The following is a 25,704-nucleotide window of genomic DNA, read 5'->3' on the forward strand; positions in this document are numbered from 1 at the left end:
CCCCGGACGTGGGGGCCCCGACTGGGGGGCAGAACATGTCGTAGCGGACCGCGGCGGCCGGTGCGATACTGGCGCCACCTGCCGGTTACCGGCCATCTCACCCACCGAACCGGAGTGCGAAACGGCATGATTTCGACGTCGAAGGGCCGCACCCCGCACAGAGCTGAGCGCGCACGCCGGCTTCGGCCGATCGCCATCGGAAGCCTTATCGTTTTCGCCTCGGTCGTACTCACCGCGGCCGCACCCGTTTACGCCCACGGGGCCCCGCTCACAAGCGTGAGCACACCCACCCCCTCGGATACGCCGACGCCGACGCCCACACCGACACCGACACCGACACCGACACCGACACCGACGGCGACGGCGACGGCGACCACAACACCGACAGCGCAGGAGCCGAAGCCGGCACCGACAGCTCCGCCCACTCCGGACCCTGCCGCTCCAGAACCGGCCGCATCGTCACCAGAGCCACGAGCGCCGGAGGGAACCCCGACGCCGGCACCGTCTGCTCCGCCCACCGAGAAGCCCACCGAAAAGCCCGCCGAAAAGCCCGCCGAGACTCACGGCACACCGATACCCACGCCAACGCCGACGCCGACGCCAACAACAACACCCACCACGCCCACGCCGACGGACGAACCCACCGGCACACCCACACCGACCCAGAAGCCGACACCGACCGGAGAACCGTCGGAGACGCCCACGCCGACGGACAAGCCGACCCCGACCCCGACCGAGACACCGACACCCACACCGACACCCACACCGACCGAGACGACGGGTCCCGGTGACGAGCTGGATGAGGGTGCCGTTCCCCCGACGCCGGACCCGACCTCACCGTTCGGGCAGCCGGGCGAGCCCATCGTTCCGGTCGACCCGTTCGTTCCAGACGTGCCCGACGTGCCCGAAGACGACGGGCCGGCGCGGGCCGCCGTCGAGGCAGCGGCCGCCCTCGCCGATGCTGAGGCGGAACACGACGACGCCCAGAGCACCTACGACGACGCCCGGCTCGACCTGGCCGCAACACTGGCCGACCACGACGCCGCGGTGACCCGGCTCGACGAGGTGGGCGCACTGGCCGAGAAGGCCACCCTCACGGCCGACGCGTCCACCCAGGCCCTGGCGGCTCTCGTTCGGGCGATGGTGCAGCAGGGCTCCGACACTTCGACCTTCGACGCACTCCTCGGCACCCAGGGCGAAGCCGACCTGCTCGCGCGGCTCGGAACCGTGGACCGGCTCTCCTCGCTCACCGGCAACATCAGCGAGATCCGCGAGCAGGTCGCCGAGGACACCGACCGCGCGGCCGCGCTGCAGGCCGACCTCGCCGCGGCCCAGGACGCCGCGGCGGTCTTCCCCGTGACCGAGAAGCAGGATGCGCTCGCCGACGCCGAGATAACGCTCAGCGAGGCCACCGAGGCCCTCGCCGTCGCGAGCGAGAACGCCAGCCTGGCCCTGGCCGAATCGGCCGAGTCATCCGCTGCCCGCACCGAGGAGGCCGCCAGCCAGCTCGCCGGGCTCCTCGGCGCACGGCTGAGTAACCAGGGCTGGGCCACCCCCGCGGTCGGCATCGTCAACGACGGGTTCGGGCCGCGCCCCGACCGGCCCATCGCCGGCGTCCAGGCGTTCCACTCCGGCACCGATGTCGGCGCCGCCTGCGGTTCCCCCATCTATGCCGCCAGTTCCGGTGTGGTGATCCAGACCGGGCAGTTGGGCACCTACGGCAACTGGATCCTGATCGGGCACGGCGACGGCGTCAACACCGGCTACGCCCACATCCGCGACGGGGCCACCCTGGTGAACGCGGGCGACGCCGTCACGGCCGGCCAGGTCATCGCCGGGGTGGGAAGCACTGGAGCGTCAACCGGCTGTCACCTGCACATCGAGGTGCGGATCGACGGCACCGCGGTGAACCCGCAGTCGTTCTTCGCCCAGCACGGCATCGAGCTCGGCGCCGGGTGACTCAGCGGGTGCTGCGGCGAATCCGGCGACGCTCCCGACCGCCCTCGACCACCAGGTACAGCACCGGCAGCACCACCAGGGTGAGCACCGTCGAGGAGACCAGGCCGCCGATGACCACCAGGGCCAGCGGCTGGGAGATGAACCCGCCGTGGCCGGTGAGACCGACCGCCATGGGCAGCAGCGCAAAGATCGTCGCCAACGCCGTCATGAGGATCGGGCGCAGCCGGCGCGACGCCCCGTGCACCAGCGCGTCGTAGACGGTCTGCCCCCGGCGCCGGTATTGGTTGACCAGGTCGACGAGCACGATGGCGTTGGTCACGACGATGCCGATGAGCATCAACACACCGATGAGCGAGGCCACCCCGAGCGGAATCCCGGTGATCACCTGCAACGCGATGGCGCCGGTGGCCGCGAACGGCACCGAAACCAGCAGCAACAACGGCTGCAACAATGACCGGAACGTGGCCACCATGACGATGTAGACGATCAGGATGGCCACGAGCATCGCGATGCCGAGCTGCTGGAACGCATCCGTCTGGTCGGCCGACACGCCGCCGAGGGACGCGGTGGCTCCGGTGGGCAGGTCGGTGTCGGCCAGCGCAGTGGACACCTGAGCGGTCGCGGTGCCGAGGTCGTCGCTGTTGGGTGTCGCCGAGACGGTGGCCGTGCGCAACCCCTTGGTGGTGGTGAGGGTGGAGGGCCCGTCGACCTGCGCGACCACGGCCAGGGTGTCCAGCGCCACCGGTCCGGTGACGGTGGGGATCTGCAGGTCGGCGAGCTCGGCGGTGGTCTCCGGAGACGAACCCGACTGCAGGTAGACGGAGAGCGAGGCCTCATCGATGGTGATCGAGCCGATGCTGCTGGGCTGCATCGCCTGCGAGACCAGGGTGCCGAGGGCGAGTTCGCTCAGTCCGGCCGCGGCCGCCTTGGTGCGGTCGATGGTGACGGCAACGTACGGTCGCGAGGCGGCCAGGTTGCTGCTGACCTGGGTGACCGCATCGAGGTCGCCGACGGCGGCGAGGATGTCGTCGGACGCGGCCTGCAGGTCGTCGCCGGAGGCCGCCGTGATGTCGATCTCGATGTCGGACGAGCCACCGAAGCCGCCGCCACCGGAGGAGACCGTGATCTCGCCGGCGTCGTCGACGCCGTCGAGCTGGTCGCGCACCTCGGCCTGAACGGCATCGGCGTCGGCGGAGTCGTCGGTGGTGACCGAATAGGTGACGGTGCTCGAGGACGAGCCGCCGCCGGCGAATGCGGCGAAGGCGCTGCCGCCGCCGATGGAGACCTGCACGATGCTGACGCCGTCCACGCCGCGGATCGTGTCTTCGACCGCGGTGGATGCGGCGTCCTGGGCGGCGAGGCTGGCACCCACCGGAAGTTCCTGGCTGACCTGGAAGGTGGACTGCCCGGTGGAGCCGAGGAAGTTGACCTTCATGAACGGCAGCAGCGCGACCGTGCCGACCAGGACCAGGGCGGCCAGCAGCAGGGTGGCGACGTAGTGCTTGAGCGTCCAGCGGATGATGGGCAGGTAGCCCTTCTGCAGCCGGCTGGGCTGCTCGCGGGCATCGCGTTCGTCGAAGCCGTCGGCATCCGGTGCGGCGTGCCGGTTGCGGGTCGGCGCCACGATCGTGGTGGCCAAGGCAGTCGTGGGCGCGGCAGTCGTGGGCGCGGCGGTCGAGGGCGCGGCGGTCGACGTCACGGGCGTCGCCGGCGCGGTCTCCGGAGACTCCTCGAGCACGATCGTGCCGCCGGTGGCCGGGGTCGCCAGTGCGGCCGGCTTCGGTGCCCGCAGGAACCAGTAGGCCAGCACGGGGACGATGGTGAGCGAGACGAGCAGCGACGCCAGCAGCGCGATGGTGACGGTGAGCGCGAACGGGCGGAACAGCTCACCGGTGGAGCCGCCCACGAAGGAGATCGGCAGGAACACCGTGACGGTGGTGATGGTGGAGGCCGTGATGGCTCCGGCCACCTCGCGCACCGCGCGCACGATGGTCTCGGCCCGGTCGGCGCCCCAGACCAGGTGCCGTTTGATGTTCTCGATCACCACGATCGAGTCGTCGACGACCCGGCCGATGGCGATGGTGAGCGCACCGAGGGTGAGGATGTTGAGCGAGTAGCCCACCGACTGCAGGCCGATGAACGTGATCAGCACCGAAGTGGGGATGGAGATGGCGGTGACGAGGGTCGCGCGCACCGAGAGCAGGAAGACCAGGATCACGAGGACCGCGAAGACGAGGCCGAGGATGCCCTCCTGGGTGAGCGCGTCGATGGACTCCTGGATGAACGGGGCCTGGTCGAAGACCACGGTCATGGTCGTTCCGGGCACGGCATCCTCGAGCTGAGGGAGGATCGCCCGCACGGCGGTGGACACATCGACGGTGTTGGCGGCCGGAACCTTGGTGACGGAGATGGTGAGGGCGGGCTCGCCGTCGACCCGGGAGATGCTGGTGACGGGGTTGTCCACGACGGCGACCTCGGCGACGTCGCCGATCGTCGCGGGCGCGGCGGGCGCCGCGGCGGCGGCCGGGGCAGCGATCAGCGGCAGGCCCGCGATGTCCTCGGCGGAGCCGAGCTTGGTGCCGGCCTGCACGGACAGGGTCTGGTCGTTCTCGGTGAGCGCACCGCCGGGGATCAGCGATCCGTTCTGCTGCAGGGCGTCCCGGATGGCGGCCGTGCTGAGCCCGCGGGCGGCGAGCTCCGTGGCATCCGGCGTGATGGTGACGCGCTGGCCGATGTCGCCGACGAGGGCGGCGTCGCGCACTCCCTCGATGTCGCGGATGTCGCCGAGCACACTGCGGGTGAGCTGGTCGGCGACGGTGTCGGCGTCGCCGCCGGAGACGGCCAGGGAGAGCACCGGGAAGTCATCGATGCTGCCGCTGATCACCTGCGGGTCGAGGTCGGCCGGCAGCGTGGTCTTGATGCGGTTGACGGCCTGGCTGACCTTGGACTCGGCCTTGACCAGGTCGGTGCCGTAGGTGAACGTGGCGTTGACCAGTGACGAGTTCGTGCTGCTCGTCGTCGAGGTGGTCTCCAACCCCTCGATGCCCTGGATCGCGGTCTCGATCGGGGTGGAGACGTCGTCGTTGACAACCTCCGGAGACGCACCGGGGTAGCTGGTGGAGATCAGCAGCGTCGGCAGCTGCAGGGACGGGATCAGCTCCTGCTTGAGACTGGTCAACGCCAGGCTGCCGAAAATGGCCGCGACGATGGTGATGAGCGCGATGAGCGCCCGGTTCTTCATGCTCAGGACCGAGAGGAAATACACCCGATCAGTATCTCATTGCACGCTCTGCAGGCTGTTCGGGGATGCGGCGTGGAGGTGACGGTCTCGTTACGGTTACACGACGTCGGCGAGGTAGCCGGTGTCGGGCAGCGGATGCCGCAGCAGCGACTCCCAGGCCAGGCCGAGGGCATCCAGGGCGCGGGGCATTTCGTCGGGGCCGTAACAGAACGGGATGCGCAGGAATCTCTCGAAGGCACCGTCGATGCCGAACCGCGGCCCGGCCGGCAACAACAGCCCCTGGGCGCGGGCGGCCAGGGACAGTTGGGAGCTGACCGGGCGGCCGAGGTTGACCCAGAGCGTGATGCCGCCGTCGACCCGCGGCACCCGCCAGTCGGGGAATCGCTCGGCCAGGCCGGCCTCGAGCCGGTCCCGGCCGGCCCGCAACAGGTCGCGGCGGGATTCGAGGATCTCGGGCAGCACGGCCAGCAGCCGGGTGACGATGAGCTGCTCCAGCACCGGCGTGCCCAGGTCGTTGGCGAGACGGGCGGCGGCGAGCTTGCGGATCAGTCCGGGGTCGGCCCGGATCCAGCCGACCCGGAGGCCGCCCCAGACCGTTTTGCCCACCGAGCCGACGGTGACGGCCAGGTCGGGACGGGACGGATCGGCCGAGGCCGCGAACGGCGTGAAGTCGCCCTCCCGGTCGATGTCGAGTTCACCGATGGTCTCGTCGCTGATCAGGACGGTGCCCTGGCGGGCGGCGGCGGCGAGCACCCGCTCACGCTGGGCGACCGGCATGGTCTGCCCGGTGGGGTTCTGGAAATCGGGCATCAGGTAGCCGAACACCGGATTGCTGCGTTCCAGCGTCTGCAGCAGGGCGGATTCGTCCCAACCGGCCTCGGCGCCGGGCAGCGCCGCGGTCACCGACACGGGCATCAGCCGACCGCCGGCGGCACGCAACGCCTCGTAGGCGTGCGGGTAGGTGGGCGTCTCGATGAGCACCCGGTCACCGCGATTGACGAGCACCCGGGCGAGCAGGGCGATGGCGTGCTGGGCGCCGACGGTGACCATGATCTGCTCGGGCTCGGTGGGCAGCCCCCTGGCCCGGTACCGGTCGGCGATCGCCCGGCGCAGCTCGGGTAGGCCGAGCGGGTCGAAGCCCGAACTGCCGAGGTGCCGGGGCAGGTCGGCCGCGGCCTGCACGGCCAGCTCCGCGAGGCCCGGCCAGGCCGGCAGGACCGCCTGGCCGAGGTCGAGCACGGCGGCGGCGCCCGCCGCATCCGCACCGGCGGGTGCACCGGGCAGCCGGGTCAGGCTGCCGGAGCCCTGAACGCTGAGCAGGAAACCGGCGGCCCTCAGCTCGCGGTACGCGGCCGTGACCGTGGTGCGGCTAAGCCCCAGCCGGGCGCCGAGGTCGCGTTCGGCGGGCAGCCTGCTGTCGCCGGGGATGCGGCCGTCGAGGGTGAGCAGGCGGATGCGGTCCGCCAGCGCCCGGTAGGCCGGGCCGGTGGTGCGCCACTCGCCCAGCAGCGTCTCGAGGGCCCGGGCGGTCAACTGATTCGACGACATAAAGCCACTTTAGGCAGATTGGCTACTTGAGAACACCCCTTCGATGCAATTGGATTGGTGATTATGACCCGCCGCCTCGTCCAACTTCTTATTGGCCTCTTCCTCTATGGAATCGGCATCGCTTTGATCGTGCGCGGTGGCATCGGCGTGGCGCCGTGGGACGTTCTGACGCAGGGCATCGACAGCCACGCCCACCTGGGCTTCGGGCTCGTCACCACGATCATCAGCGGCATCGTGCTGCTGCTCTGGATTCCGCTGCGGCAGAAGCTGGGCGTCGGCACCGTCGCGAATGCACTGCTGGTGGGACCGTCGGCGGATGTGGGCCTCTGGCTGATTCCCGCCGACCTGGACCTCTGGGTGCGGGTGCTGTTGTTCGCGGCGGGGCTGGTGCTGCTGGCGGTCGCCTCCGGCATCTACATCGGCGCGGACCTTGGCCCCGGCCCGCGCGACGGCCTGATGACCGGCCTGCACGGCCGCACCGGCTGGCCGATCTGGGCGGTGCGCACCGGGATCGAGGGTTCGGTCCTGGCCATCGGCTGGCTGCTCGGCGGCAACGTGGGCGTGGGCACCGTGCTCTTCGCCCTGCTGGTGGGTCCGCTCTGCCAGTGGACGTTGCCGTTGTTCGCCCGGCGGACGCCCGAGAGCCGCGCTGTGGTCAGCTCAGCCGCGTGACCTGACCGGCAGCCCGCTGTCGCCGGTTCATCAGAGGTGGTTGGCGGCGTAGACCGCCAGGGTGTCGCGCACGAAGGCGGCGCCGGCCTTGCCGCCGTAGTTGACCGCGAATCTGTCGTCGGCCACGTACATCTCGCCGAGGCCGCGCACGTAGTCCGCGGCCGGATGGCCGTCGTCGCGGGGAATGCCGGGCACCCCGTCAAGCCAGTCGACGTGGCGGCGGGCCAGCTGCTGCGCTTCCTCGCCGGCCGGGTCGACCTGGCGGGTCCCGGCATCCGCCCAGTCGGCCTGGAGCGCGCGGGAGGCCGCCTGCCACTCGGCCTGCTCGGTTGCGGTCTTGCCGCGCCACCAGCTGTCGCCGCGTTGGTAGGCGTCGGCGCCCCAGCGCTGCTCGACCTCCTCTTTATAGTGCGTGTGGTCGAAGCCGTCGAACATCTTCTCGGCCATGAGTGGGCCCGTCCCTTCTAACGTGGTGATGGTGGTCTGCACCGACGCGATCTGCCGGTTGAGTCGCTGTTGTTCCTGTTCCAGCCAGCCCAGGTGGGCGCGGAGGGCCACGGCTTCGTCGACCTCGCGGTCGAGCACCAGGCGGATGGCGGGGATGCCGAGGCCGAGTTCGCGCAGCAGCAGGATGCGCTGCAGCCGCACGAGGGCCCGGTCGTCGTAGTAGCGGTAGCCGTTCGGCGCGATCCGGCTCGGCGGCAGCAACCCTTCCGCGCCGTAGTGGCGGAGGGTGCGGCTCGTCGTTCCGGCGAGCCGGGCGATGTCCTGGATGGAGTGGTCCATGGATTCAGCGTAATTCTTGACGCAGCGTCAAGGTCAAGGTCAATGCATGGGCACGGTCAGTCGAGCCCGATCGGGATCAGCCGCAGACGGCGACGATGGTGTCCTCGAGGATGTCGGTCACCTGGTGGATCGATTCCTCCGTGGCCCACTCCGCCGCGGCGTGCGCGCCACCGCCGTCGACGCCGAACAGCAGGCACGGGACGCCGGCCTCGAGCACGAGCCCGGCGTCGGTCCAGAACGGCTCGCCCCGCCGCTCGACCGGGCGGCCGAGCACCCGCTCGGCCTGCTCGGCGAGCAGCCGCACGACGGGCCAGGCCGGGTCCGCCTCGAAGGCGCCGCGGGCGACGAGCGGGCTGAGCTCGTAGTCGAAACGGTCCGTGTCCCGGCTCAGCTCATCGAGCATCCGGCGCAGCTCCTCTTCGACCGCGGCCGGGGTCTCGCCGGGCAGGGTGCGCCGCTCGATGGTGAGGGTGCAGCTCGGCGCGACGGTGGCCGCATCCGTGCCGCCGTTGATGCGGGACACCCGCACCGAGCCCCGGCCGAGCAGCGGATGCGCCGGCCGCTGCTCGAGCCCGGTGCGGAGGTCCTCGACGGCCTGCAACACCAGGCCGGCGTGCCGGATGGCGTCGACGCCGAGCTGGGGCATCGAACCGTGCGCGGCGCGGCCGTGCAGGGTGAGTTCGAACCAGGCGAAACCCCGGTGGGCCACGGTGAGGCTGAGCTCGCTGGGCTCGACGACGATCGCGGCGTCCGCGGTGAAACGCCGCAGCACCTCCTCGGTGCCGAGGCTGCCGAACTCCTCGTCGGCGACGAGGGTCACCAGCAGGTCACCGGCCAAGGGGCTGAGCGTCGCCCGGTGCGCGGCGACGAGCACCGCGGCCAGGCCGGCCTTGGTGTCGAAGGCGCCGCGCCCGTGCAGGCGGCCGGAGTGCCGCTCGCCCGAGAACGGGTCGCCCTGGTAGCCGTCGATGCCGACGGTGTCGAGGTGGGCGTTGAGCATCAGCGAACGTCCGCCGCCGACGCCGCGCTTGATGCCGACGACGGACGGCCGGCCGGCGCGCTCCTCGAGGCGGTGCACCTCGAACCCTCGGCCGACCAGCCATTCGGCACACCAGGCGGCGATCTCCGCCTCGCCGGCGCCGCCGGGCGAGAGGTCGGGGTTGACGGAATCGATGGTGACCAGGCGGGCGGCCAGCGCCACGGGGTCGAGGTGGCCGTCACCGGCGGGGTCGAGGCGTGGGCCGGCCGGGGCGGGAGGATGCGCTTTGCGGATCGCCATCACCCGAACCTAGCGCCGGATGCCCGGGCCCGGCAGTCCCCATCCCGTCGAGCCGGGTGCCGGGAGGGTGTACCCCGGCGTCGATTTCGGCCAGAATTGGCCAATGGGACCAGAGGCCGGCGAGGCTGCCAGGGCGACGCCCGCGCGGCGCTCCCGGTCGATCCTGCGCCCGGTGGCGGCGGTGCTGGTATCGGCCTCGGCCGTGCTCCTGTTCGCACTCCGCCTGCCGGTGCCAGGATATGCCGCGCTCGCGGCCGCGCTCGTCGTAGCCGTGCTGGTGGACCGCGCCCTGTTCCGGGACCTGCTCCTGATCGCGGTCGGCCTCGTGATCATCAGCACCATCTCGGTCGAGGCGAACATCAGCTACCCCAATATGGCCCTGATGGGGGCGGTGCTGAGCGCGGCCGTCGCCGTGCCCTACCTGCTGTCGCGGCGGCTCTTCGGCGACCGGCAGGTCTGGTTCCCGATCAAGACCGGGCAGCGCTGGACGCCCCTGGAGCGCTGGTACCTGGTGGGGGTGCTGCTGCTGGGCTACCTCATCCTGCCGAGCTACTTCATCCGCTCGGGGGCGTACCTCAACTGGCCGGCCATCAGCGCCCCGGACGAGCTCGGCCGGCTCTTCGTCGGCGTGGGGTTCGTGGGAATCTGGGATGAGCTGTTCTTCATCTGCACGGTCTTTGCCCTGCTCCGGAGGCATTTCTCTTTTTGGACGGCGAACCTGCTGCAGATGGTGATCTTTGTCTCGTTCCTCTGGGAGCTGGGCTATCGCAGCTGGGGGCCGCTGCTGACGGTCCCGTTCGCACTGCTGCAGGGCTACACCTTTTCGATCACCAAGTCCCTCACCTACGTCGTCTGCGTGCACCTGCTCTTCGACCTCGTGGTCTTCCTGGTGCTGGTGCACGCGCACAACCGGGGCTGGCTGGCGATCTTCCTCTATTAAGAGGTTCATTGGGGCGTCAGGGGTTCCTTCGGGTTTGCCGTGAGGGCCTTGCGCCCTGCCCAAACGCGATATAGCTTGAATTTCACGTGACGCGATATATCGCGAAGGAGAAAACTATGACGCAGGAAAAATGGCTGGTCGCCCCAGGCCAGTCCAAAATCATCGACGTTGAGCTGGTGCGCTCACTCAAGGTGAGCCTGATCGGCGGAAAAGTCGACATCATCGGCAGCGACGAGCCGGGCGCCCGCATCGAGGTGCACAGCGTCTCCGGCCTCGACCTGAAGGTCTCGATCGTGGACGACGCGCTCGAGATCGACCACCCCCAGTTGCGCTGGGACAATTTCATCGACGTGTTCGCGTCCTTCCGCGGCTCCGCGAAGGCGGAGGTCAGCGTGACGGTTCCGCGGGACGTGCTGCTGAAGTTCGGCGTGATCACCGCGGATGCCCTGGTCACGGGCCTCCGCAGCGACGCCAAGCTCAGCACCGTCTCGGGCGACCTCGTGATCGACGACATCATCGGCGACCTCGATCTCAACGCCGTGAACGGTGAGATCTCGGTGCGCAACCACACCGGCAACATCTCGGCGCACACGGTGTCCGGCGAGCTCACCGCGAGCGGGGCGATCGGGAAGTTCAACGCCGACGGCGTGACGAGCGCGGTCTTCCTGGACATCGACGGCACCCCGGACGAGATCTCGACGAACCTGGTCAGCGGCGCGCTGACCGTTCGGTTGGGCTCCGATGTGGCCACCCGGTACCGGCTGAACACCGTCTCCGGCACGCTGCAGCTGGACCACCAGACGATCCGAGGAACGCTCGGCAAGGGTTACGAGGGCACCACCGGTGAACTCAGCGGCGCCTGGCTCGACCTGCGGGCGAAGTCGGTCTCCGGCAACATCTCGGTGGTGCGCCGGGCGCCCGACACCGTGAGCGATGCAACCAGCGCCGGCGCCCACACCGCCGACGGCTACCCGGGCGGCGAGGCCGACTCATGACTCCGATCTTCTCCCACGGCAGCCTGCGCCTCTACCTGCTCAGCCTCCTCGCGGAGCGGCCCCGGCACGGCTACGAGCTGATCCAGGCACTCAGCGAGCGCTTCGGCGGTACCTACAGCCCCAGCGCCGGCACGATCTACCCCCGCCTGGCCAAGCTCGAAGAAGAAGGCCTGGTCACCAAGACCGCCGGTGAACGCAAGACGGTCTACGAGATCACCGACGCCGGCCGCGCCGAACTGGCCGCTCGGGCTGATGACCTGCGGGACATCGAGTCCGAGGTCACCGACTCGGTGCGCCGCCTGGCGGACGAGGTGCGCACCGGGGTCACCGCGGCGATGAAGAGCCTGCGGGCCGACCTCGCTTCCGCCGCCAGGCAGGCGGTGCCCGACATGGGCAAGTCGCACCAGGAACCCAAGCCCGCCGGCGACTCCAACCGGTCGCTCCGGGAGGCGGACATGGTTCTCAACGAGTTCCGGCAGCAGCTGCGGGCCGACCTGCGCAAGCAGGCCTACCGCGCGCAGCTGCCCGACGAGACCGTGCCGGAGTTGCGCCGCCAACTGGATGCGGTGCGCGCCAGCATCCTCGCGTCGCTGACGCACTAGTCCCGGCGAAGCTGGGAACGAGCCGCCTCTTCGGGGGCGGCTTCGTGCTGCGCGGCTCCCCCAGAGCGCCGAAACACCCGGTCATCAGCACGAACGCCCGAGGCAGCCGGCAACCCCGCGGCTGAGAGTATTCCCAGAAAGACTGGGAATCCCCCGACAACTTGACAGTGGAAGCCATCGGAGTAGTGTCATCCCTCGTGACATCAGAGGGGAACCCCCCAGCACCTGAAGGTCGATCACCAAAACGGTGGATAATCGGCGAACCGCTTGCCAGCGAACACCTGGACGGGCAGCTGCTTCCAAAGCACCTTGCGCTCCCGATTTTCGCCAGCGACCCACTCTCCAGCGTGGCCTACGCCCCGCAGGAGCTGCTCATGATCCTGACCCTCGGCGGGCTCGCCTTCCTGAGCTTCGCGCCCTGGGTAGCAGCCGTCGTCGTGTTGCTCCTCGTGGTGGTGGTGGCCTCCTACCGCCAGCTCATCAAGGCGTACCCCAACGGTGGTGGCGACTACGAGGTCGCGTCGAAGAATCTGGGCGAGAAGGCCGGCCTCGTCGTCGCATCCGCCCTGCTCGTCGACTACGTGATGACCGTGGTGGTCTCGGTATCCAGCGGGGTGGACAACATCATCTCCGCCCTGCCCGGCCTGGCGCCGCTGCGGGTGGAGATGGCGGTCGTGTTCGTGATCGCCCTGGCCGCCGTGAACCTGCGCGGTGTGGCCGAGTCGAGCAAGGCGTTCGCCCTGCCCACCTACCTCTTCATCGGCAGCGTGCTGCTGATGATCGTCGTCGGCCTCGGCCGCGTGCTCCTCGGCGACGCACCCGTGGCCGAATCGGCCGGGTTCGAGGTGCAAGCCCACAACCTCGCCCAGACCGCGTTCATCCTGCTGCTGCTGCGCTCCTTCGCCAGCGGCTGCAGCGCCCTGACCGGCGTGGAGGCCATCGCCAACGGCGTGCCCGCCTTCAAACGCCCCAAGATCAAAAACGCCCAGATCACCCTGACCCTCATGGGCGCCATCGCGATCGTACTGTTCGTGGGACTGGTCGCACTGGCCCTGTTCTCGAAGGTGCACTACGCCGAGAATCCCTGTGACCTGATCGGCTGGGCGGAGTGTGAAACCCAGCCCCAGCGCAGCCTGATCGCCCAGATCGCCGCGGCCACCTTCGGCAACAACTCGCTGATGTTCTTCATCCTCCAGGGCGCCACCGCGATGGTGCTGTTGCTGGCCGCCAACACCGCGTTCAACGGCTTCCCGCTGCTCGGCAGCGTGCTGGCCCGCGACTCCTACGCCCCGAAGTCGTTGAGCACCCGCGGCGACCGCCTGATCTACTCGAACGGTGTGGTGCTGCTCGCGCTGGCCGCCATCCTGATCATCGTGGTCTACCAAGCGAACCTGACCGTGCTGATCCAGCTCTACATCATCGGTGTGTTCGTGTCGTTCACGATCGGGCAGACCGGCATGGTGAAGCACTGGCTCACCCTGCTGAAGACCGATCCGCCCAACCGCGGGTCGATCATCCGGAGCCTGTCGATCAACGGTTTCGGCGCCCTGCTCACCGGGGTGGTGCTGATCGTGGTGACGATCACGAAGTTCACCCACGGCGCCTGGCTGGTCTTCCTGATGATGCCGATCCTGTTCATGCTGATGCTCGGCGTGAACCGGTACTACCGCGACGTGGCCAAGGAGGTCGAGGTCGACCCGATCACGACCTTCGGCTCGCAGGGCGACCACGCCATCGTGCTCGTGGGCAAGATGCAGAAGCCGGTGCTCAAGGCGCTCGACTACGCCATCGCCGCCCGGCACGTGAGCCTCGAGGCCGTGCACGTGTCGATCGACGAGGAGGAGACCGAGAACCTCATCATCGACTGGGCCAAGCAGAACATCCAGGTGCCGCTGAACATCGTGGCCTCGCCGTACCGCGACATCAGCTGGCCGCTGATCTGCTACATCAAGGACCGCCGCGAGATCTACGGGTCTGAGGTCGTCACCGTGTACACGCCGATCTACATCGTCGGGCACTGGTGGGAGTCGTTGCTGCACAACCACAAGGCCCGGCGCCTGCGCCAGAAGCTGATGCTCGTGCACGGCGTCACCATCGCCCTCGTGCCGTGGCTGTTGGATTCCTCCGAGCTCATCTACGGGCGGCGGTCCCGGCCGATCCCCGGCCAGGAGCGCCGCGGCGAGCCCGTACGGTCGCACCCGATCCCGCGCAAGCCCCTCGCGCCGGTGACGGTGGACACCACCAGCGTCACGGTGCCCGCAGCGGATGCCGGCCCCAAGTCGAGCCCGGCCAGCCCGCCGCCGAGGCCGCGCGCCCGCCCGGTCAACCCCAACCGGCGGAAGCGCAAGTAGCGCCACGTCAGAGCAGGGCCATCACCTGCCGGGCGATCACCCGGCCGGCCCGGCGGGCACCGATGGTGCTCGCCTGCGGGCCGTACCCGGCCAGGAAGATGCGCGGGTCGGTCCAGGACGCCCCGGCGCCCACGACGAGCCCGCCCGCCTTGTCCCGCAGCTTGAGCGGCGCGAGGTGGCGGATCTCGGGCCGGAAACCGGTGGCCCAGATGATCGTGTCGGCCGCGGTGGTCGACCCGTCGGCCCACCGCACGCCGTTCGCCTCCAGGCCGGTGAACATCTCCCGCGCCTCCAACAGGCCGCGGTCGATGCCGGCCTGGATGCGCCGGCTCACCGGAACACCCGTGCCGCTGACGATGCTCGGCAGCACCCGGCCGTTGCGGGCGGCCTCGTCCTGCCTGGCCACCGCGGCCAGGGCCCCCTCCGGGTCGAGGTGCTCGGTGTGCACCCACTCGATCGGCCGGCGGGCGACCCAGGTGAGCTGAGCCGCCACCCCCTCCAGCTCGAGCATGAAGCCGATGGCGGAGGTGCCGCCGCCGACCACGACCACCCGCTGGCCGGCGAACTCGGCGGCATCCCGGTACCCGCTGGTGTGCAGCTGGCGCCCGGCGAAGTCCTGGGCGCCGGGGTAGTGCGGCACGAACGGCGCTCCCCAGGTGCCGGTGGCATTGACCAGCAGCCGGGCGACGGTCTCCTGGTCGCCGTGCACGGCGGACCGGGTGCGCACGACGAGGTCCGCGTGCCGGTTGAACACCGAGTCGACGGTGACCGGGCGGATCACGTTGAGGTCGAAGTGCTGTTCGAAGCGTCGGTAGTACTCGGAGACGACGTCGCGGGCGGGCCGGCTCCGGTCCGCGGTCTCGAAACTCAGGCCCAGGTCGGTGAGCCCGGGCAGGTCATTCACCCGGTGGGCCTCGCCCAGGCGCAGGGATTCCCAGCGGTGCTGCCACGCGCCGCCGGCATCCGCGCCCCGATCGACGATCACGAAGTCCCGGCCGGAGACCAGCCCGGAGCGGCGCAAGTGGTACGCCACGCTCAATCCGGCCTGCCCGGAGCCGATGATGACCACCGGCACGGTCACGGTGTTCAGCACGCGACCTCATCCCCCGGTCCAGGCCGTGAACCGCGTCATCGGGGCGTCAGGCCCACCATGCTAAACTAGCGGTTAGATTTCACTATTCCGTTCGGCAACTCCCGGGTGACTCATGGCTCACCCGGCCTGGCATCGTTAGGGGGTCACGCATGGGGCGCGGCCGTCAAAAAGCAAAGCACACCAAGGTTGCCCGCGAGCTGAAGTATTTCAGCCCGGACACCAACTACAACGCGCTCGAACGCGAGCTCACCGGGCATCCGGCGACCGACCCGCAACTCGACGAGGACCTGGCCAAGTGGCCGGAGTACGAGGCGAGCAAGGTTGCGGCTGACGAGCCGGACGATTATGTCGACCACTACGACACCGAGGACGAGAAGAAGCGCGCGTAGCTGACTCTTCCTGACTGGCTGCCCTTCGGGGTGCTTCAGCGTGCCCGGCGCGCCGATCAGCACCCCCTCGGCCAACTCCCAGCGCGCGGGTCCGCCCGGATCCGCTGACCGTTCGTGGCCGAAAACATGACTGGCCCATTTTCGCTAGTTGCGGGACTCCCGCAACTAGCGAAAATGGGCCAGTCTGACGTTCGGGCTCGGTTGGTCAGGACGCGTAGGCGCCGACGAGGCGCACGGCCCCGCCGTTGACGCCCTTGGCGCCCTGCTCGAAACCGGTGAGGTCGTGCGCGGCCATCGAGACCCGGCCGGCGACCCAGGATGGGACGCCCTCGGACTTGAGGCGGGCGATGACGGATGATGCGGCGTTGGCCGCGACGACGGCGAACATGCCCACGCCGAGGTTCCAGGTGCCTTCCGCGCTTTCCAGCGTGGTGCCGGCCATGTCGCCGAGCACCCGGAAGACCGGTGCGGGCGACCAGGTGGAGCGGTCCACCTCGACCCAGCTGCCGACGGGCAGCACGCGGGCGAGGTTGGCGGCGATGCCGCCGCCGGTGACGTGGCTGAGCGAGTGCACCACGCCGGCCAGCTCAGGGTCGGACAGCACGCTGAGCAGCGGGCCGGTGTACAGGCGGGTGGGCTCCAGCAGGGCCTCGCCGATGACACCGCCGAGTTCGGCGGAGGTGTCGGTGTAGCCGATGCCCTTCTGGGCCAGAATGTGCCGCACCAGCGAGAAGCCGTTGGAGTGCAGGCCGGAGGAGGCCATCGCGATGACGACGTCGCCGGACTGCACCCGCTCGGCGCCGAGGACCTGGTCGGCCTCGACCACGCCGGTGGCCGCGCCGGCCACGTCGTAGTCGTCCGGGCCCAGCAGGCCGGGGTGCTCGGCGGTCTCCCCGCCGACGAGGGCGGTGCCGGTGGCGGCGCAGGCCTTCGCGATGCCCTCGACGATCGAGGCGATCCGCTCAGGGACGACCTTGCCGCAGGCGATGTAGTCGGTCATGAACAGCGGGCGCGCGCCGACGACGATGATGTCGTCGACGACCATGCCCACCAGGTCCTGCCCGATGGTGTCGTGCTTGTCGAGCGCCTGGGCGATGGCGACCTTGGTGCCCACGCCATCCGTGGAGGTGGCCAGCAGCGGGCGGGTGAAGCTGGTGAGGAAGGAGACGTCGTAGAGGCCGGCGAAACCGCCGAATCCGCCGAGCACCTCGGGGCCGTGGGTGGCGGAGACCGCGGTCTTCATCAGCGACACGGCGAGGTCGCCCGCGTTGGTGTCGACTCCGGCGGCGGCGTACGTTGCGTTGCTCATTCTGGTCTTCCGGGATCGCCGAACGGGACCTGACCGTGCTGCGCGAGAGTGGTCGAGCGCGTCGGTTCAGGGGTGAGCACGCTTTCGAACTCCGCGTCGGGACCGGGGTCGCAGCCGTCGGAGGTGGAGAAGTCGCGCTCGAGGAGGTTCTTGCCCAGGTGCTGGGTCTCGGGCAGCTTGATCGGGTAGACGCCGGTGAAGCAGGCGGTGCAGAGGCTCTCGCGCGGCTGCTCGGTGGAGGCGATCATGCCGTCTTCCGAGAGGTAGCCGAGCGAGTCGGCGCCGATGGCCTGGCGCACCTCGTCGACGCCGAGGCCGGTGGCGATCAGTTCCGCGCGGGAGGCGAAGTCGATGCCGTAGAAGCACGGCCAGGTGATGGGCGGGCTGGAGATGCGCACGTGCACCTCGGCGGCGCCGGCCTCCCGGAGCATGCTGACCAGGGCGCGCTGGGTGTTGCCGCGCACGATCGAGTCGTCCACGACGATCAGCCGCTTGCCCTTGATGACCTCTTTGAGCGGGTTCAGCTTGAGCTTGATACCGCGCTGGCGGATGGTCTCGGAGGGCTGGATGAAGGTGCGGCCCACGTAGGTGTTCTTCACCAGGCCCTGGCCGAACGGGATGCCGGACGCCTGCGCGTAGCCGATCGCCGCGGGGGTGCCGGACTCAGGGGTGGGGATGACGAGGTCCGCTTCGACGGGGTACTCGGCGGCGAGCTGCCGGCCCATCTCGACGCGGGCCTCGTGCACGCCACGGCCGTTGATGGTCGTGTCCGGCCGGGCGAGGTAGACGTACTCGAACACGCATCCGGCGCGCTTGACCTCGGCGAACCGCTGGGTGCGCAGGCCGTTCTCGTCGATGGCGATCAGTTCGCCGGGCTCGACCTCGCGGACGAAGCTGGCGCCGACGATGTCGAGGGCGGCGGTTTCGGAGGCGACGACCCAGCCGCGCTCGAGCCGGCCGAGCACCAGCGGGCGCACGCCCTGCGGGTCGCGGGCGGCGTACAGGGTGGTCTCGTCCATGAAGACCAGGCAGAAGGCGCCGCGCAGGCGCGGAAGCACCTCCATCGCGGTGGCTTCGAGGGTGTGGTCGAGGTCGCCGGTGAGCAGGGCGGTGATCACGGCCGTGTCGGTGGTGTTGCCGCGGGCCAGTTCGCCGTCGACCTTGGGGTAACGCTCACGCACCAGTTCGAGCAGCTCGGCGGTGTTGGTGAGGTTGCCGTTGTGGCCGAGCGCGACGGTGCCGCCGGAGGTGCGGCCGAGGGTGGGCTGCGCGTTCTGCCAGCTCGACGACCCGGTCGTGGAGTAGCGGGTGTGCCCCACCGCGAGGTGGCCGAGCAGAGTGCTCAGAGAGGCCTCGTTGAAGACCTGGGAGACCAGGCCCATGTCCTTGTAGATGAGGATCTTCGAGCCGTCGCTCGTGGCGATGCCCGCCGATTCCTGGCCGCGGTGCTGCAGGGCGTAGAGCCCGAAGTAGCTGAGTTTCGCTACCTCTTCGCCCGGCGCCCAGACTCCGAAGACTCCGCAGGCATCCTGCGGACCCTTCTCGCCAGGAAGAAGATCGTGATTCAGTCGTCCGTCGCCACCGGGCAAGCCGCAGCCCCTTTACTAAAAGTTCTCGTTGGAAGGTTGGGGGTCGGATCCAGGATCCGGAGCCTCGAAGGCGCGTGTGATGTTCGCATCAAGTCTATCGACGACGACGGTGGTCGTGGAGCGCCCGACGACTCGATCGAGCACGATGGCGATGACGCAGCTGACCGCGACACCGACCGTCACGCCGCCGAGCAGCAGGAACCCGAACACCTGGGCCGGGTCGAACTCCGTGTTCTGCGGGAACACCAGCGTGAGCACCAGCGCCAGCACGGCGCCGATGACGGCGCCGACGATCATGAAGTTGATGTACTTGGGCGAGCGGCGCACGACGAGGGTGTCTTCGGAGATCACCGTTTCGGTGGGCTCCTCGGGAACCGGGGCCAGGGCGCCGGGCGGCTGTGCCGACACCGGAGCACTGCCGGACGGGCGCGTCTCGGCGTCACCGTTCTGATCTGCGGAGCTCACCCCTCTATTGTCGCACGGCGAATCCGGTGTTTCGCGATGCCGGCCGATTCACGGGGCGCTCGGCCGCGGCATCCGCCAGACTGGCCCGATGAACGATTTCACCGGCAACCGGATCGCCGTCCTCGGCAGCGCCAACATGGACCTCGTGGTGCGTCAGCCCCGGCTGCCGAAGCCGGGCGAAACGATGTTCGGCACCGACTTCAGCATGGTTCCCGGCGGCAAGGGGCTCAACCAGGCCGTCGCAGCGGCCCGGCAGGGCGGCGCGGTCGACTTCCTCGGGGCGGTCGGCGACGACACCTACGGCCGCGACCTCCGGGGCCTCCTGGGCACCGAGGGGATCGGGGCGACGGGCCTGGCCGACGTGGCGGCGCCGACGGGCACCGCGCACATCTCGGTCGTGGACTCCGGCGAGAACTCGATCGTCGTGGTGTCCGGCGCGAACGCTGCCGTGACCCGGCTCACCCCGGCGCAGGAAACCACGATCGCGCAGGCGTCGTTCCTGGTGATGCAGTGCGAGCTGCCGGTGCCGGCCCTGGCTGCCGGCATCGCCGTCGCCCGGGCGAACGGCGTCTTCACGGTGCTCACCCCGGCCCCGGTGGTGCCGCTGCCCGACGGCTTCCTGGCCTCGGTGGACCTCGTGGTGCCCAACCAGATCGAGGCCGCTGAGCTCACCGGCGAGGCCGACCCGGTGCACGCCGCCGAGCTGCTCAGCGCCGGTCACACCTGGGCGATCGTGACGCTCGGCTCCGAGGGTTGCGTTGTCGCGTTCGACGGTGCGGTGCTGGGCCTGGCGCCCGCCCGGCCGGTGACCGCCGTGGACACCACCGCCGCCGGCGACACCTTCGTGGGCGCCCTGGTGGCCCGGCTGGCCTCCTTCGCCCTTCCGGAGCACCTGAGCGGCTCCGACATCACCGAAGAGCGGATGATCGATGCCGTGCGCTGGGCGACCGTGGCCTCCTCGATCTCGGTGACCCGGCCCGGTGCCACGAGCTCGATGCCCGGCCTGGCCGAGGTCGCCGCCGTCCTGGCCTGACCCGCCGCCGCCACGGCCGCCGCAACTGTTCCCGCTCCGGACAATTGCACCCGGTGTGCCGGGTGCATTTGTCCGCACGGGGAACAGTTGCGGGAACGGGTGCGGCTCGGGGTGGGGGCTAGGGGAACAGGGGGAGTTCGGCGGCGAGGTCGGCGCGCTGGCCGGAGGCGTGGATGCGGCCGGAAGCGATGCCGTCGGCCCAGGCCAGGGTGCCGGTGGCGAGGCTGAGCCAGGTGGCGACATCCGTTTCGACGACGTTGGGCGGGGTGCCGCGGGTGTGCCGGGGGCCGGCGATGCACTGGGTGGCGCCGAACGGCGGCACGCGCACCTCGACGGTGTTGCCCTCGGCCTTCTCGGCCAGCACCTGCAGGGTGTACCGCACGGCGAGCGCCCGGGTGTCCCGGCTCGCGCCCGCCTCGTCGGCGAGGTACGCCTTCACCGCGGTCCTGCCCAGTCCGTCATCGATTCTCGCGCGCGCCATGCCTCCAGTCTGCCGTCCCGCGGGCGCTTCTGTGACGCCAAGGGGCGTGCAGGTGCGCCCGACCGCGTTCGCCGGGTAGCCTGTTCCGGTGAGAATACTGGTCCTCGGTTCCGGCGCCCGCGAGCACGCCATCGTCACTGCCCTCCTGCGTGAGGAGCCGCGACCCTACGTGATCGCGGCGCCCGGCAACGCCGGCATCGCCGCGGATGTGCCGGTGGTGGAGCTCGACCCCACCGATTCCGACGTGGTCACCAACTTCGCCCAGGAGCACAACATCGACCTCGTCGTGGTGGGCCCCGAGGCTCCCCTGGTGGCCGGCGTCGCCGACGCCCTGCGCAGCCGCGGCATCCCGGTGTTCGGCCCCGGACAGGCCGCCGCCGCCCTCGAGGGCAGCAAGACTTTCGCCAAGCGCATCATGGACGAGGCGGGCGTTCCCACGGGCCGGGCCGTGCGCGCCGGCAACCTCGCCGAGGCGCAGGGCGCCCTGGACGAATACGGCGCCCCCTACGTGGTCAAGGCCGACGGCCTCGCCGCCGGCAAGGGCGTGCTCGTCACCACCGACCGTGACGACGCCCTCGCGCACGCGGTGCGTTGGCTGCAGCACGGCGCCGTCCTGATCGAGGAATTCCTCGACGGCCAGGAGGTCTCCCTCTTCCTGCTCAGCGACGGCCACAGCGTGCTGCCGCTCTCCCCCGCCCAGGACTACAAGCGCCTCGCCGACAACGACGAAGGCCCCAACACCGGCGGCATGGGCGCCTACTCGCCGCTGCCTTGGCTCGACGCCGGCTTCGGCAGCGAGGCCGCGTTCGTAGACGAGGTCATCGAAACCATCGCCCTGCCCACCGTGCGTCAGCTCGCCGACGAGGACACCCCGTTCATCGGGCTGCTCTACTGCGGGCTCATTCTCACGGATGCCGGCATCCGCGTGATCGAATTCAACGCCCGTTTCGGCGACCCGGAGACCCAGGTGGTGCTGCCGCGGCTGGTGACGCCCCTCTCCGGCCTGCTGCTGGCCGCTTCGACCGGCGAGCTGGCCGGCCTGCCCCGCCCGGAGTTCTCGGCCGACGCCGCGGTCACCGTGGTGATCGCCAGCGAGAACTACCCGGAAACCCCCGTCACCGGACGCCCGATCACCGGCCTGGCCGAGGCCGCCGCCGTGACCGGGGTGACCATCGCGCATGCCGCCACGGCCCTGGAGGGCTCGGCACTCGTCGCCACCGGCGGCCGGGTGCTCAGCGTCGTCGCCGTCGGCGCCGACTTCACCCAGGCGCGCGCCCGCGCGTACGAGGCCGTCGACCTGATCGGCCTGGCGGGTTCCCAGCACCGCGGCGACATCGCCGCCAAGGTCGCGAACTGATGCCCGCCGTGCAACTCGACGGCTGGCAGCACGTCTATTCCGGCAAGGTGCGCGATCTCTACGTGCCGACCGGAGCCGCCGACCTGGCGACCGCCGACCGGGTGCTCGTCGTGGCCAGCGACCGGGTGAGCGCGTTCGACCACGTGCTCGAACCGGGCATCCCCGGCAAGGGCGAACTGCTCACCACGCTGAGCCTGTGGTGGTTCGACCAGCTCACCGGTGTGCCCAACCACCTCGTGCCCGACCACGGGGTAGACACGAAAAGCCTGATCCCCGACGCCGTCGCCGGCCGGGCGATGCTCTGCAAGACCCTGGACATGTACCCGATCGAGTGCGTCGTGCGCGGCTACCTCACCGGCTCCGGCTGGCTCGAATACGTGGCCAGCCAGACCGTGTGCGGCATCCCGCTGCCCGAGGGACTCCAGAACGGCGACCGGCTGCCCGAACCCATCTACACTCCGGCGTGGAAGGCCCCGATGGGCTCGCACGACGAGAACATCTCGTTCGAGCGCACCGTGGAGCTCGTCGGCGCCGACGTGGCCGCGGCGCTGCGGGATGCGTCCCTGGAGATCTTCGGGCGGGCATCCGTGATCGCGGAAACCGCCGGGGTAATCCTGGCCGACACCAAGTTCGAGTTCGGCGCAGACCGCACCACCGGGGTGCTCACCCTAGGAGACGAGGTCCTCACCAGCGACTCCAGCCGGTACTGGGATGCCGCGCTCTGGCTCGCCGGAACGACCCCGAGCGAGCGGATGGCGAGCTTCGACAAGCAGATCGTGCGCGACTGGCTGAGCGCCCACTGGGACCAGACCGGCACCCCGCCGGAGCTGCCCGCGGAGATCGTGGAGCAGACCGCGGCCCGCTACCGCGAGCTGCTGACCCTGCTGACAGCCGCGTAGCGGCGTCAGCAGGTGCCGAGTTGCCCCGCTGCGGACGAGTTGCCCCGCTACACCGGGGCAACTCGTCCGTTCGAGGGCATGTCGGCGAACGACCCCTAGTCTGGCGGGATGACCCCGGACGCCGCCGCAGACTCGATCGACGCCACCGTCACCGGACCGCACGGCCCCGTCCCGGTGCGGCGGTACGCGCCGGCGGGGGCCACGGCCCGGCCGCCGATCGTCTGGGTGCACGGCGGCGGATTCTTCAAAGGCGACCTCGACCTGCCCGAAACCCACGAGGTGGCCCGCGCCCTGGCCGCGGCCGGCTTCCCGGTCGTCACGGTGGACTACCGGCTCGCCACCGTCGGGCCGCGGCACGCGCGCGCATCGAGCATCCGCTACCCGGTGCCGGTCGACGATGTGGTGGCGGTGCTACGGGACGTGCAGGCGGAGCACCCGGACGGGGTGATCCTCGGCGGCGCCAGTGCGGGCGCCTGCCTGGCGGCCGGGGCGGTGCTGCGGCTGGCCGCCGACGGTGCGCCGGCGCTCCGCGGGGTGTTCCTCGCCTACGGCTTCTTCCACGCCGCCCTGCCCCCGCGCTCCCGCGAGGTGCTCGGGCGCCTGCGCGGCCGCCGCAAGTACACCCACCTTCCGGCGCTGCTGAACCTGACCAACCTGAACTATGCCGGCACCGCGGCCGCGCTGGACGAACCGTTCGCGTTCGCGGGCGGGCATCCGCTGCACGACTTCCCGCCGGTGCTGATGCTGGACGCCGAGAGCGACTCCATGCGCGCCTCCGGCGGGCAGTTCGCCCGCGAACTGACGGATGCCGCCGTGCCGGTGGAGTATCACGTGCTGCCCGGCACCGTGCACGCCTTCCTCAACCGGCCGCACGACCCGGCATTCGCACGGGCAATCGGCCTGATCGGGGCGTGGGCCGCGGAATAGCCGGAGTGTCGCATCCGTTGGACACGGTGTGACTCGATCCCCTTCTGAATTGCTGGCCGCCGACACCGGGATGGGCGCGGTGACCCTGCGGGTGGGCAACCTCGACGGCATGATCGCGTACTACCGCGACGCGGTGACCCTCACCCTGCTCAGCCACGACGGCCCGGTCGCGGTGCTCGGTCGCGGCACCACACCGATCGTGATCCTGCAGCACGCCCCCGAACTCGCCGCCGCCGAACCGCGTGCCGCCGGACTGTTCCACACGGCGATCCTCTTCGACACCCAGGCCCAACTGGCCGCGGCGGTGTACTCGGTCGCGTCCAAGCATCCGGGCACGTTCACCGGCAGCGCCGACCACCTGGTGAGCCAGGCGTTCTACTTCACCGACCCGGAGGGCAACGGGATCGAGCTGTACTGGGACCGTGACCGCTCGGAGTGGAGCTGGAAGCACGGCCAGATCGAGATGGCCACCCTGTACGTGGACCCGAACGCCTTCATCGGCGAGCACCTCACCGAGCAGGGCCTCAACGACCCGTCGGCGGGTAACGCCGTGGTCGGGCACGTGCACCTGTCGGTGGGCGACGTCGCCAGTGCCCGCGAGTTCTACGTGCACCGGCTCGGCTTCGAGTCCACCGCGACGGTGGGCGACTCGGCCCTGTTCGTGTCGGCCGGCGGCTACCACCACCACATGGCGATGAACACCTGGAACAGCGCGGGCTCGGGCCGGCGCCGCCTGGCGCTCGGCCTCGGCCAGGTGGAGATCGTGCTGCCCACCAGCGACGACCTCGGCCAGCTCGGTGAGCGGATGGCCCACTACGGCGTAGAGACCCGCCACGACGGCCAGGTGCTCGGCTTCGACGACCCTTGGGCGAACCAAATCCGGGTGCGCACGGCGTAGCCGGCGCACCCGGGCGCCGAGTTGCCCCGTTGCGGACGAGTTGCCCCGCTAGAGCAGGGCAACTCGTCCGCACGAGGGCAACTCGCGAGCTGGCGGTCAGCCGGCGGCGCGGGAGCCGCGGGCGGCGCGCTTGGCACGGCGGGTGAGGCCGTGCACGGTGGCCTGGAATTCCTTGACGTTCAGGGGACGGCCGGGCAGTTTGGGCCGGGGCTTCTCCGGCATCCGCAGGCCGTCGAGCACGAGCGAGAGCTGTCGGCGCCACTGGCCGGTGTAGCCGCCGCCGAGGGTGCCGAGCGATCCGACCATGGTGACGAGAACGGCCAGGTCCAACGCGTCGACGTCGGGGCGCAGGTCGCCGTCGCGCTTGGCCTGGGCGACCAGCGACGCGATGAAGCTCTCCAGCTCGACGGAGGGACGGGCCGTGGGATCGATGGTGGCCATCCGCTTGAGGATGGGCGGCAACGACGGGTCGGCGACGAGCCATTCGGCCAGTCGCTCCGTGTACAGCACGACGCCGGCCCACGCGCTGGGCGCCGCCTCGATCTCGCCGCGCACGGCGAACAGCTCGGCCAGCGCGATGTCGTAGAGCGCCCGAACGAGGTCGTCGCGGGTGGGGAAGTTGCGGTACAGGGTGGCGACGCCCACGTCGGCGCGGCGCGCGATCTCCTCGAGCGACGCATCCACGCCGTGCTCGGCGATCAGGCTGCGGGCCTCGTCGATGAGACGTTCACGGTTCTGCCGAGCATCACGGCGGCGCGGTTGGGACGCGTCCTGCGGAGGCCGTGCAGAGGTAGTCATGGGGTTGATTCTAGATCCCATACCTCCGAGCACGCGGAGGGAACCCTCCTCGCCCGGTCAGGCCGGGCGGGCGGCCCTCCGGCCCCTGGCGTG

General features: G+C 70.3%; 24 protein-coding genes. 12 read left to right on the plus strand and 12 right to left on the minus strand.

Going from position 1 to position 25,704, the window contains the following annotated elements; all coding sequences use genetic code 11:
* Positions 1–248: 248 nt before the first annotated feature.
* Together ACU5E9_RS10450 and ACU5E9_RS10455 are read right to left on the minus strand one after the other, a co-directional pair.
* Positions 249–425, minus strand: coding sequence for a hypothetical protein (locus ACU5E9_RS10450; RefSeq protein ID WP_456809847.1), 177 nt, complete (start codon positions 423–425; stop codon positions 249–251).
* A 135-nt stretch (positions 426–560) separates the two neighbouring features.
* Positions 561–863, minus strand: a complete 303-nt coding sequence (locus ACU5E9_RS10455) for a hypothetical protein (protein WP_456809848.1) — start codon at positions 861–863, stop codon at positions 561–563.
* A gap of 28 nt (positions 864–891) precedes the next feature.
* Between ACU5E9_RS10455 and ACU5E9_RS10460 the strand changes: the two genes are divergently transcribed.
* Positions 892–1,959, plus strand: a complete 1,068-nt coding sequence (locus tag ACU5E9_RS10460) for a M23 family metallopeptidase (protein WP_456809849.1) — start codon at positions 892–894, stop codon at positions 1,957–1,959.
* 1 nt (position 1,960) lies between these two features.
* On the opposite strand, the gene ACU5E9_RS10465 is transcribed toward ACU5E9_RS10460, so the two are convergent.
* Together ACU5E9_RS10465 and yczR are read right to left on the minus strand one after the other, a co-directional pair.
* Positions 1,961–5,224 (minus strand): efflux RND transporter permease subunit, encoded by a 3,264-nt coding sequence (locus ACU5E9_RS10465; protein ID WP_456809850.1) that lies wholly within the window; start codon positions 5,222–5,224, stop codon positions 1,961–1,963.
* Positions 5,225–5,296: 72 nt separating this feature from the next.
* The gene (gene yczR / locus ACU5E9_RS10470) at positions 5,297–6,748 is read right to left on the minus strand and encodes a MocR-like transcription factor YczR (RefSeq protein WP_456809851.1); all 1,452 of its coding nucleotides are present in this window, start codon (positions 6,746–6,748) and stop codon (positions 5,297–5,299) included.
* 63 nt (positions 6,749–6,811) lie between these two features.
* Between yczR and yczE the strand changes: the two genes are divergently transcribed.
* The gene (gene yczE, locus ACU5E9_RS10475; RefSeq protein ID WP_456809852.1) at positions 6,812–7,420 is read left to right on the plus strand and encodes a membrane protein YczE; all 609 of its coding nucleotides are present in this window, start codon (positions 6,812–6,814) and stop codon (positions 7,418–7,420) included.
* 30 nt (positions 7,421–7,450) lie between these two features.
* Here the strand turns inward: yczE and ACU5E9_RS10480 are convergent, their stop codons facing one another.
* Entirely contained in the window at positions 7,451–8,206 is a 756-nt protein-coding gene (locus tag ACU5E9_RS10480; protein ID WP_456809853.1) for a MerR family transcriptional regulator, read from the minus strand.
* A gap of 76 nt (positions 8,207–8,282) precedes the next feature.
* Positions 8,283–9,485, minus strand: coding sequence for a M20/M25/M40 family metallo-hydrolase (locus ACU5E9_RS10485; protein WP_456809854.1), 1,203 nt, complete (start codon positions 9,483–9,485; stop codon positions 8,283–8,285).
* 103 nt (positions 9,486–9,588) lie between these two features.
* Between ACU5E9_RS10485 and ACU5E9_RS10490 the strand changes: the two genes are divergently transcribed.
* From ACU5E9_RS10490 to ACU5E9_RS10505, 4 genes are all read left to right on the plus strand, one after another.
* Positions 9,589–10,425 (plus strand): CPBP family intramembrane glutamic endopeptidase, encoded by an 837-nt coding sequence (locus ACU5E9_RS10490; protein ID WP_456809855.1) that lies wholly within the window; start codon positions 9,589–9,591, stop codon positions 10,423–10,425.
* 116 nt (positions 10,426–10,541) lie between these two features.
* Entirely contained in the window at positions 10,542–11,420 is an 879-nt protein-coding gene (locus ACU5E9_RS10495) for a DUF4097 family beta strand repeat-containing protein (RefSeq protein ID WP_456809856.1), read from the plus strand.
* Positions 11,417–12,022 carry a PadR family transcriptional regulator gene (locus ACU5E9_RS10500; protein ID WP_456809857.1) on the plus strand — a complete coding sequence of 202 codons (606 nt, stop codon included), beginning with the start codon at positions 11,417–11,419 and terminating at the stop codon, positions 12,020–12,022. Before ACU5E9_RS10495 ends, ACU5E9_RS10500 begins: the two co-directional genes overlap by 4 nt.
* A 185-nt stretch (positions 12,023–12,207) precedes the next feature.
* Positions 12,208–14,373: an APC family permease gene (locus ACU5E9_RS10505; protein WP_456809858.1), complete on the plus strand. Its 2,166-nt coding sequence runs from the start codon at positions 12,208–12,210 to the stop codon at positions 14,371–14,373.
* Positions 14,374–14,380: 7 nt separating this feature from the next.
* Here ACU5E9_RS10505 and ACU5E9_RS10510 read toward each other — a convergent pair whose 3' ends face one another.
* Complete coding sequence (locus ACU5E9_RS10510) at positions 14,381–15,466, minus strand: NAD(P)-binding domain-containing protein (RefSeq protein ID WP_456809859.1); 1,086 nt, start codon at positions 15,464–15,466, stop codon at positions 14,381–14,383.
* 149 nt (positions 15,467–15,615) lie between these two features.
* On the opposite strand from ACU5E9_RS10510, the gene ACU5E9_RS10515 reads away from it, so the two are divergent.
* On the plus strand, positions 15,616–15,855 hold the full coding sequence (locus tag ACU5E9_RS10515) for a DUF3073 domain-containing protein (RefSeq protein ID WP_456809860.1): 240 nt from the start codon (positions 15,616–15,618) through the stop codon (positions 15,853–15,855).
* A gap of 205 nt (positions 15,856–16,060) precedes the next feature.
* On the opposite strand, the gene purM is transcribed toward ACU5E9_RS10515, so the two are convergent.
* From purM to ACU5E9_RS10530, 3 genes are read right to left on the minus strand one after another with little or no spacing between them, the layout of a single operon-like run.
* Positions 16,061–17,164 (minus strand): phosphoribosylformylglycinamidine cyclo-ligase, encoded by a 1,104-nt coding sequence (gene purM / locus ACU5E9_RS10520; RefSeq protein ID WP_456809861.1) that lies wholly within the window; start codon positions 17,162–17,164, stop codon positions 16,061–16,063.
* On the minus strand, positions 17,161–18,753 hold the full coding sequence (gene purF, locus ACU5E9_RS10525; protein WP_456809862.1) for an amidophosphoribosyltransferase: 1,593 nt from the start codon (positions 18,751–18,753) through the stop codon (positions 17,161–17,163). The genes purM and purF overlap by 4 nt, the downstream gene beginning before the upstream one ends.
* 15 nt (positions 18,754–18,768) lie before the next feature.
* Entirely contained in the window at positions 18,769–19,218 is a 450-nt protein-coding gene (locus ACU5E9_RS10530) for a hypothetical protein (protein ID WP_456809863.1), read from the minus strand.
* A gap of 88 nt (positions 19,219–19,306) precedes the next feature.
* On the opposite strand from ACU5E9_RS10530, the gene ACU5E9_RS10535 reads away from it, so the two are divergent.
* Positions 19,307–20,251 carry a ribokinase gene (locus ACU5E9_RS10535; protein ID WP_456809864.1) on the plus strand — a complete coding sequence of 315 codons (945 nt, stop codon included), beginning with the start codon at positions 19,307–19,309 and terminating at the stop codon, positions 20,249–20,251.
* 118 nt (positions 20,252–20,369) lie between these two features.
* On the opposite strand, the gene ACU5E9_RS10540 is transcribed toward ACU5E9_RS10535, so the two are convergent.
* The gene (locus ACU5E9_RS10540) at positions 20,370–20,732 is read right to left on the minus strand and encodes a sterol carrier family protein (RefSeq protein ID WP_456809865.1); all 363 of its coding nucleotides are present in this window, start codon (positions 20,730–20,732) and stop codon (positions 20,370–20,372) included.
* An 88-nt stretch (positions 20,733–20,820) separates the two neighbouring features.
* On the opposite strand from ACU5E9_RS10540, the gene purD reads away from it, so the two are divergent.
* The 4 genes from purD to ACU5E9_RS10560 all read left to right on the plus strand — a co-directional run bounded on the left by purD (position 20,821) and on the right by ACU5E9_RS10560 (position 24,813).
* Positions 20,821–22,089, plus strand: coding sequence for a phosphoribosylamine--glycine ligase (gene purD, locus ACU5E9_RS10545; protein WP_456809866.1), 1,269 nt, complete (start codon positions 20,821–20,823; stop codon positions 22,087–22,089).
* Positions 22,089–22,988 (plus strand): phosphoribosylaminoimidazolesuccinocarboxamide synthase, encoded by a 900-nt coding sequence (locus tag ACU5E9_RS10550; protein ID WP_456809867.1) that lies wholly within the window; start codon positions 22,089–22,091, stop codon positions 22,986–22,988. Before purD ends, ACU5E9_RS10550 begins: the two co-directional genes overlap by 1 nt.
* A gap of 108 nt (positions 22,989–23,096) precedes the next feature.
* Positions 23,097–23,915 (plus strand): alpha/beta hydrolase, encoded by an 819-nt coding sequence (locus ACU5E9_RS10555; protein ID WP_456809868.1) that lies wholly within the window; start codon positions 23,097–23,099, stop codon positions 23,913–23,915.
* Between the two features lie 70 nt (positions 23,916–23,985).
* Positions 23,986–24,813 carry a VOC family protein gene (locus ACU5E9_RS10560; RefSeq protein ID WP_456813528.1) on the plus strand — a complete coding sequence of 276 codons (828 nt, stop codon included), beginning with the start codon at positions 23,986–23,988 and terminating at the stop codon, positions 24,811–24,813.
* Between the two features lie 96 nt (positions 24,814–24,909).
* Here ACU5E9_RS10560 and ACU5E9_RS10565 read toward each other — a convergent pair whose 3' ends face one another.
* Positions 24,910–25,611 (minus strand): TetR/AcrR family transcriptional regulator, encoded by a 702-nt coding sequence (locus ACU5E9_RS10565; RefSeq protein WP_456809869.1) that lies wholly within the window; start codon positions 25,609–25,611, stop codon positions 24,910–24,912.
* Positions 25,612–25,704 lie beyond the last annotated feature (93 nt).

The sequence above is a fragment of the Cryobacterium sp. AP23 genome, assembly GCF_054075385.1.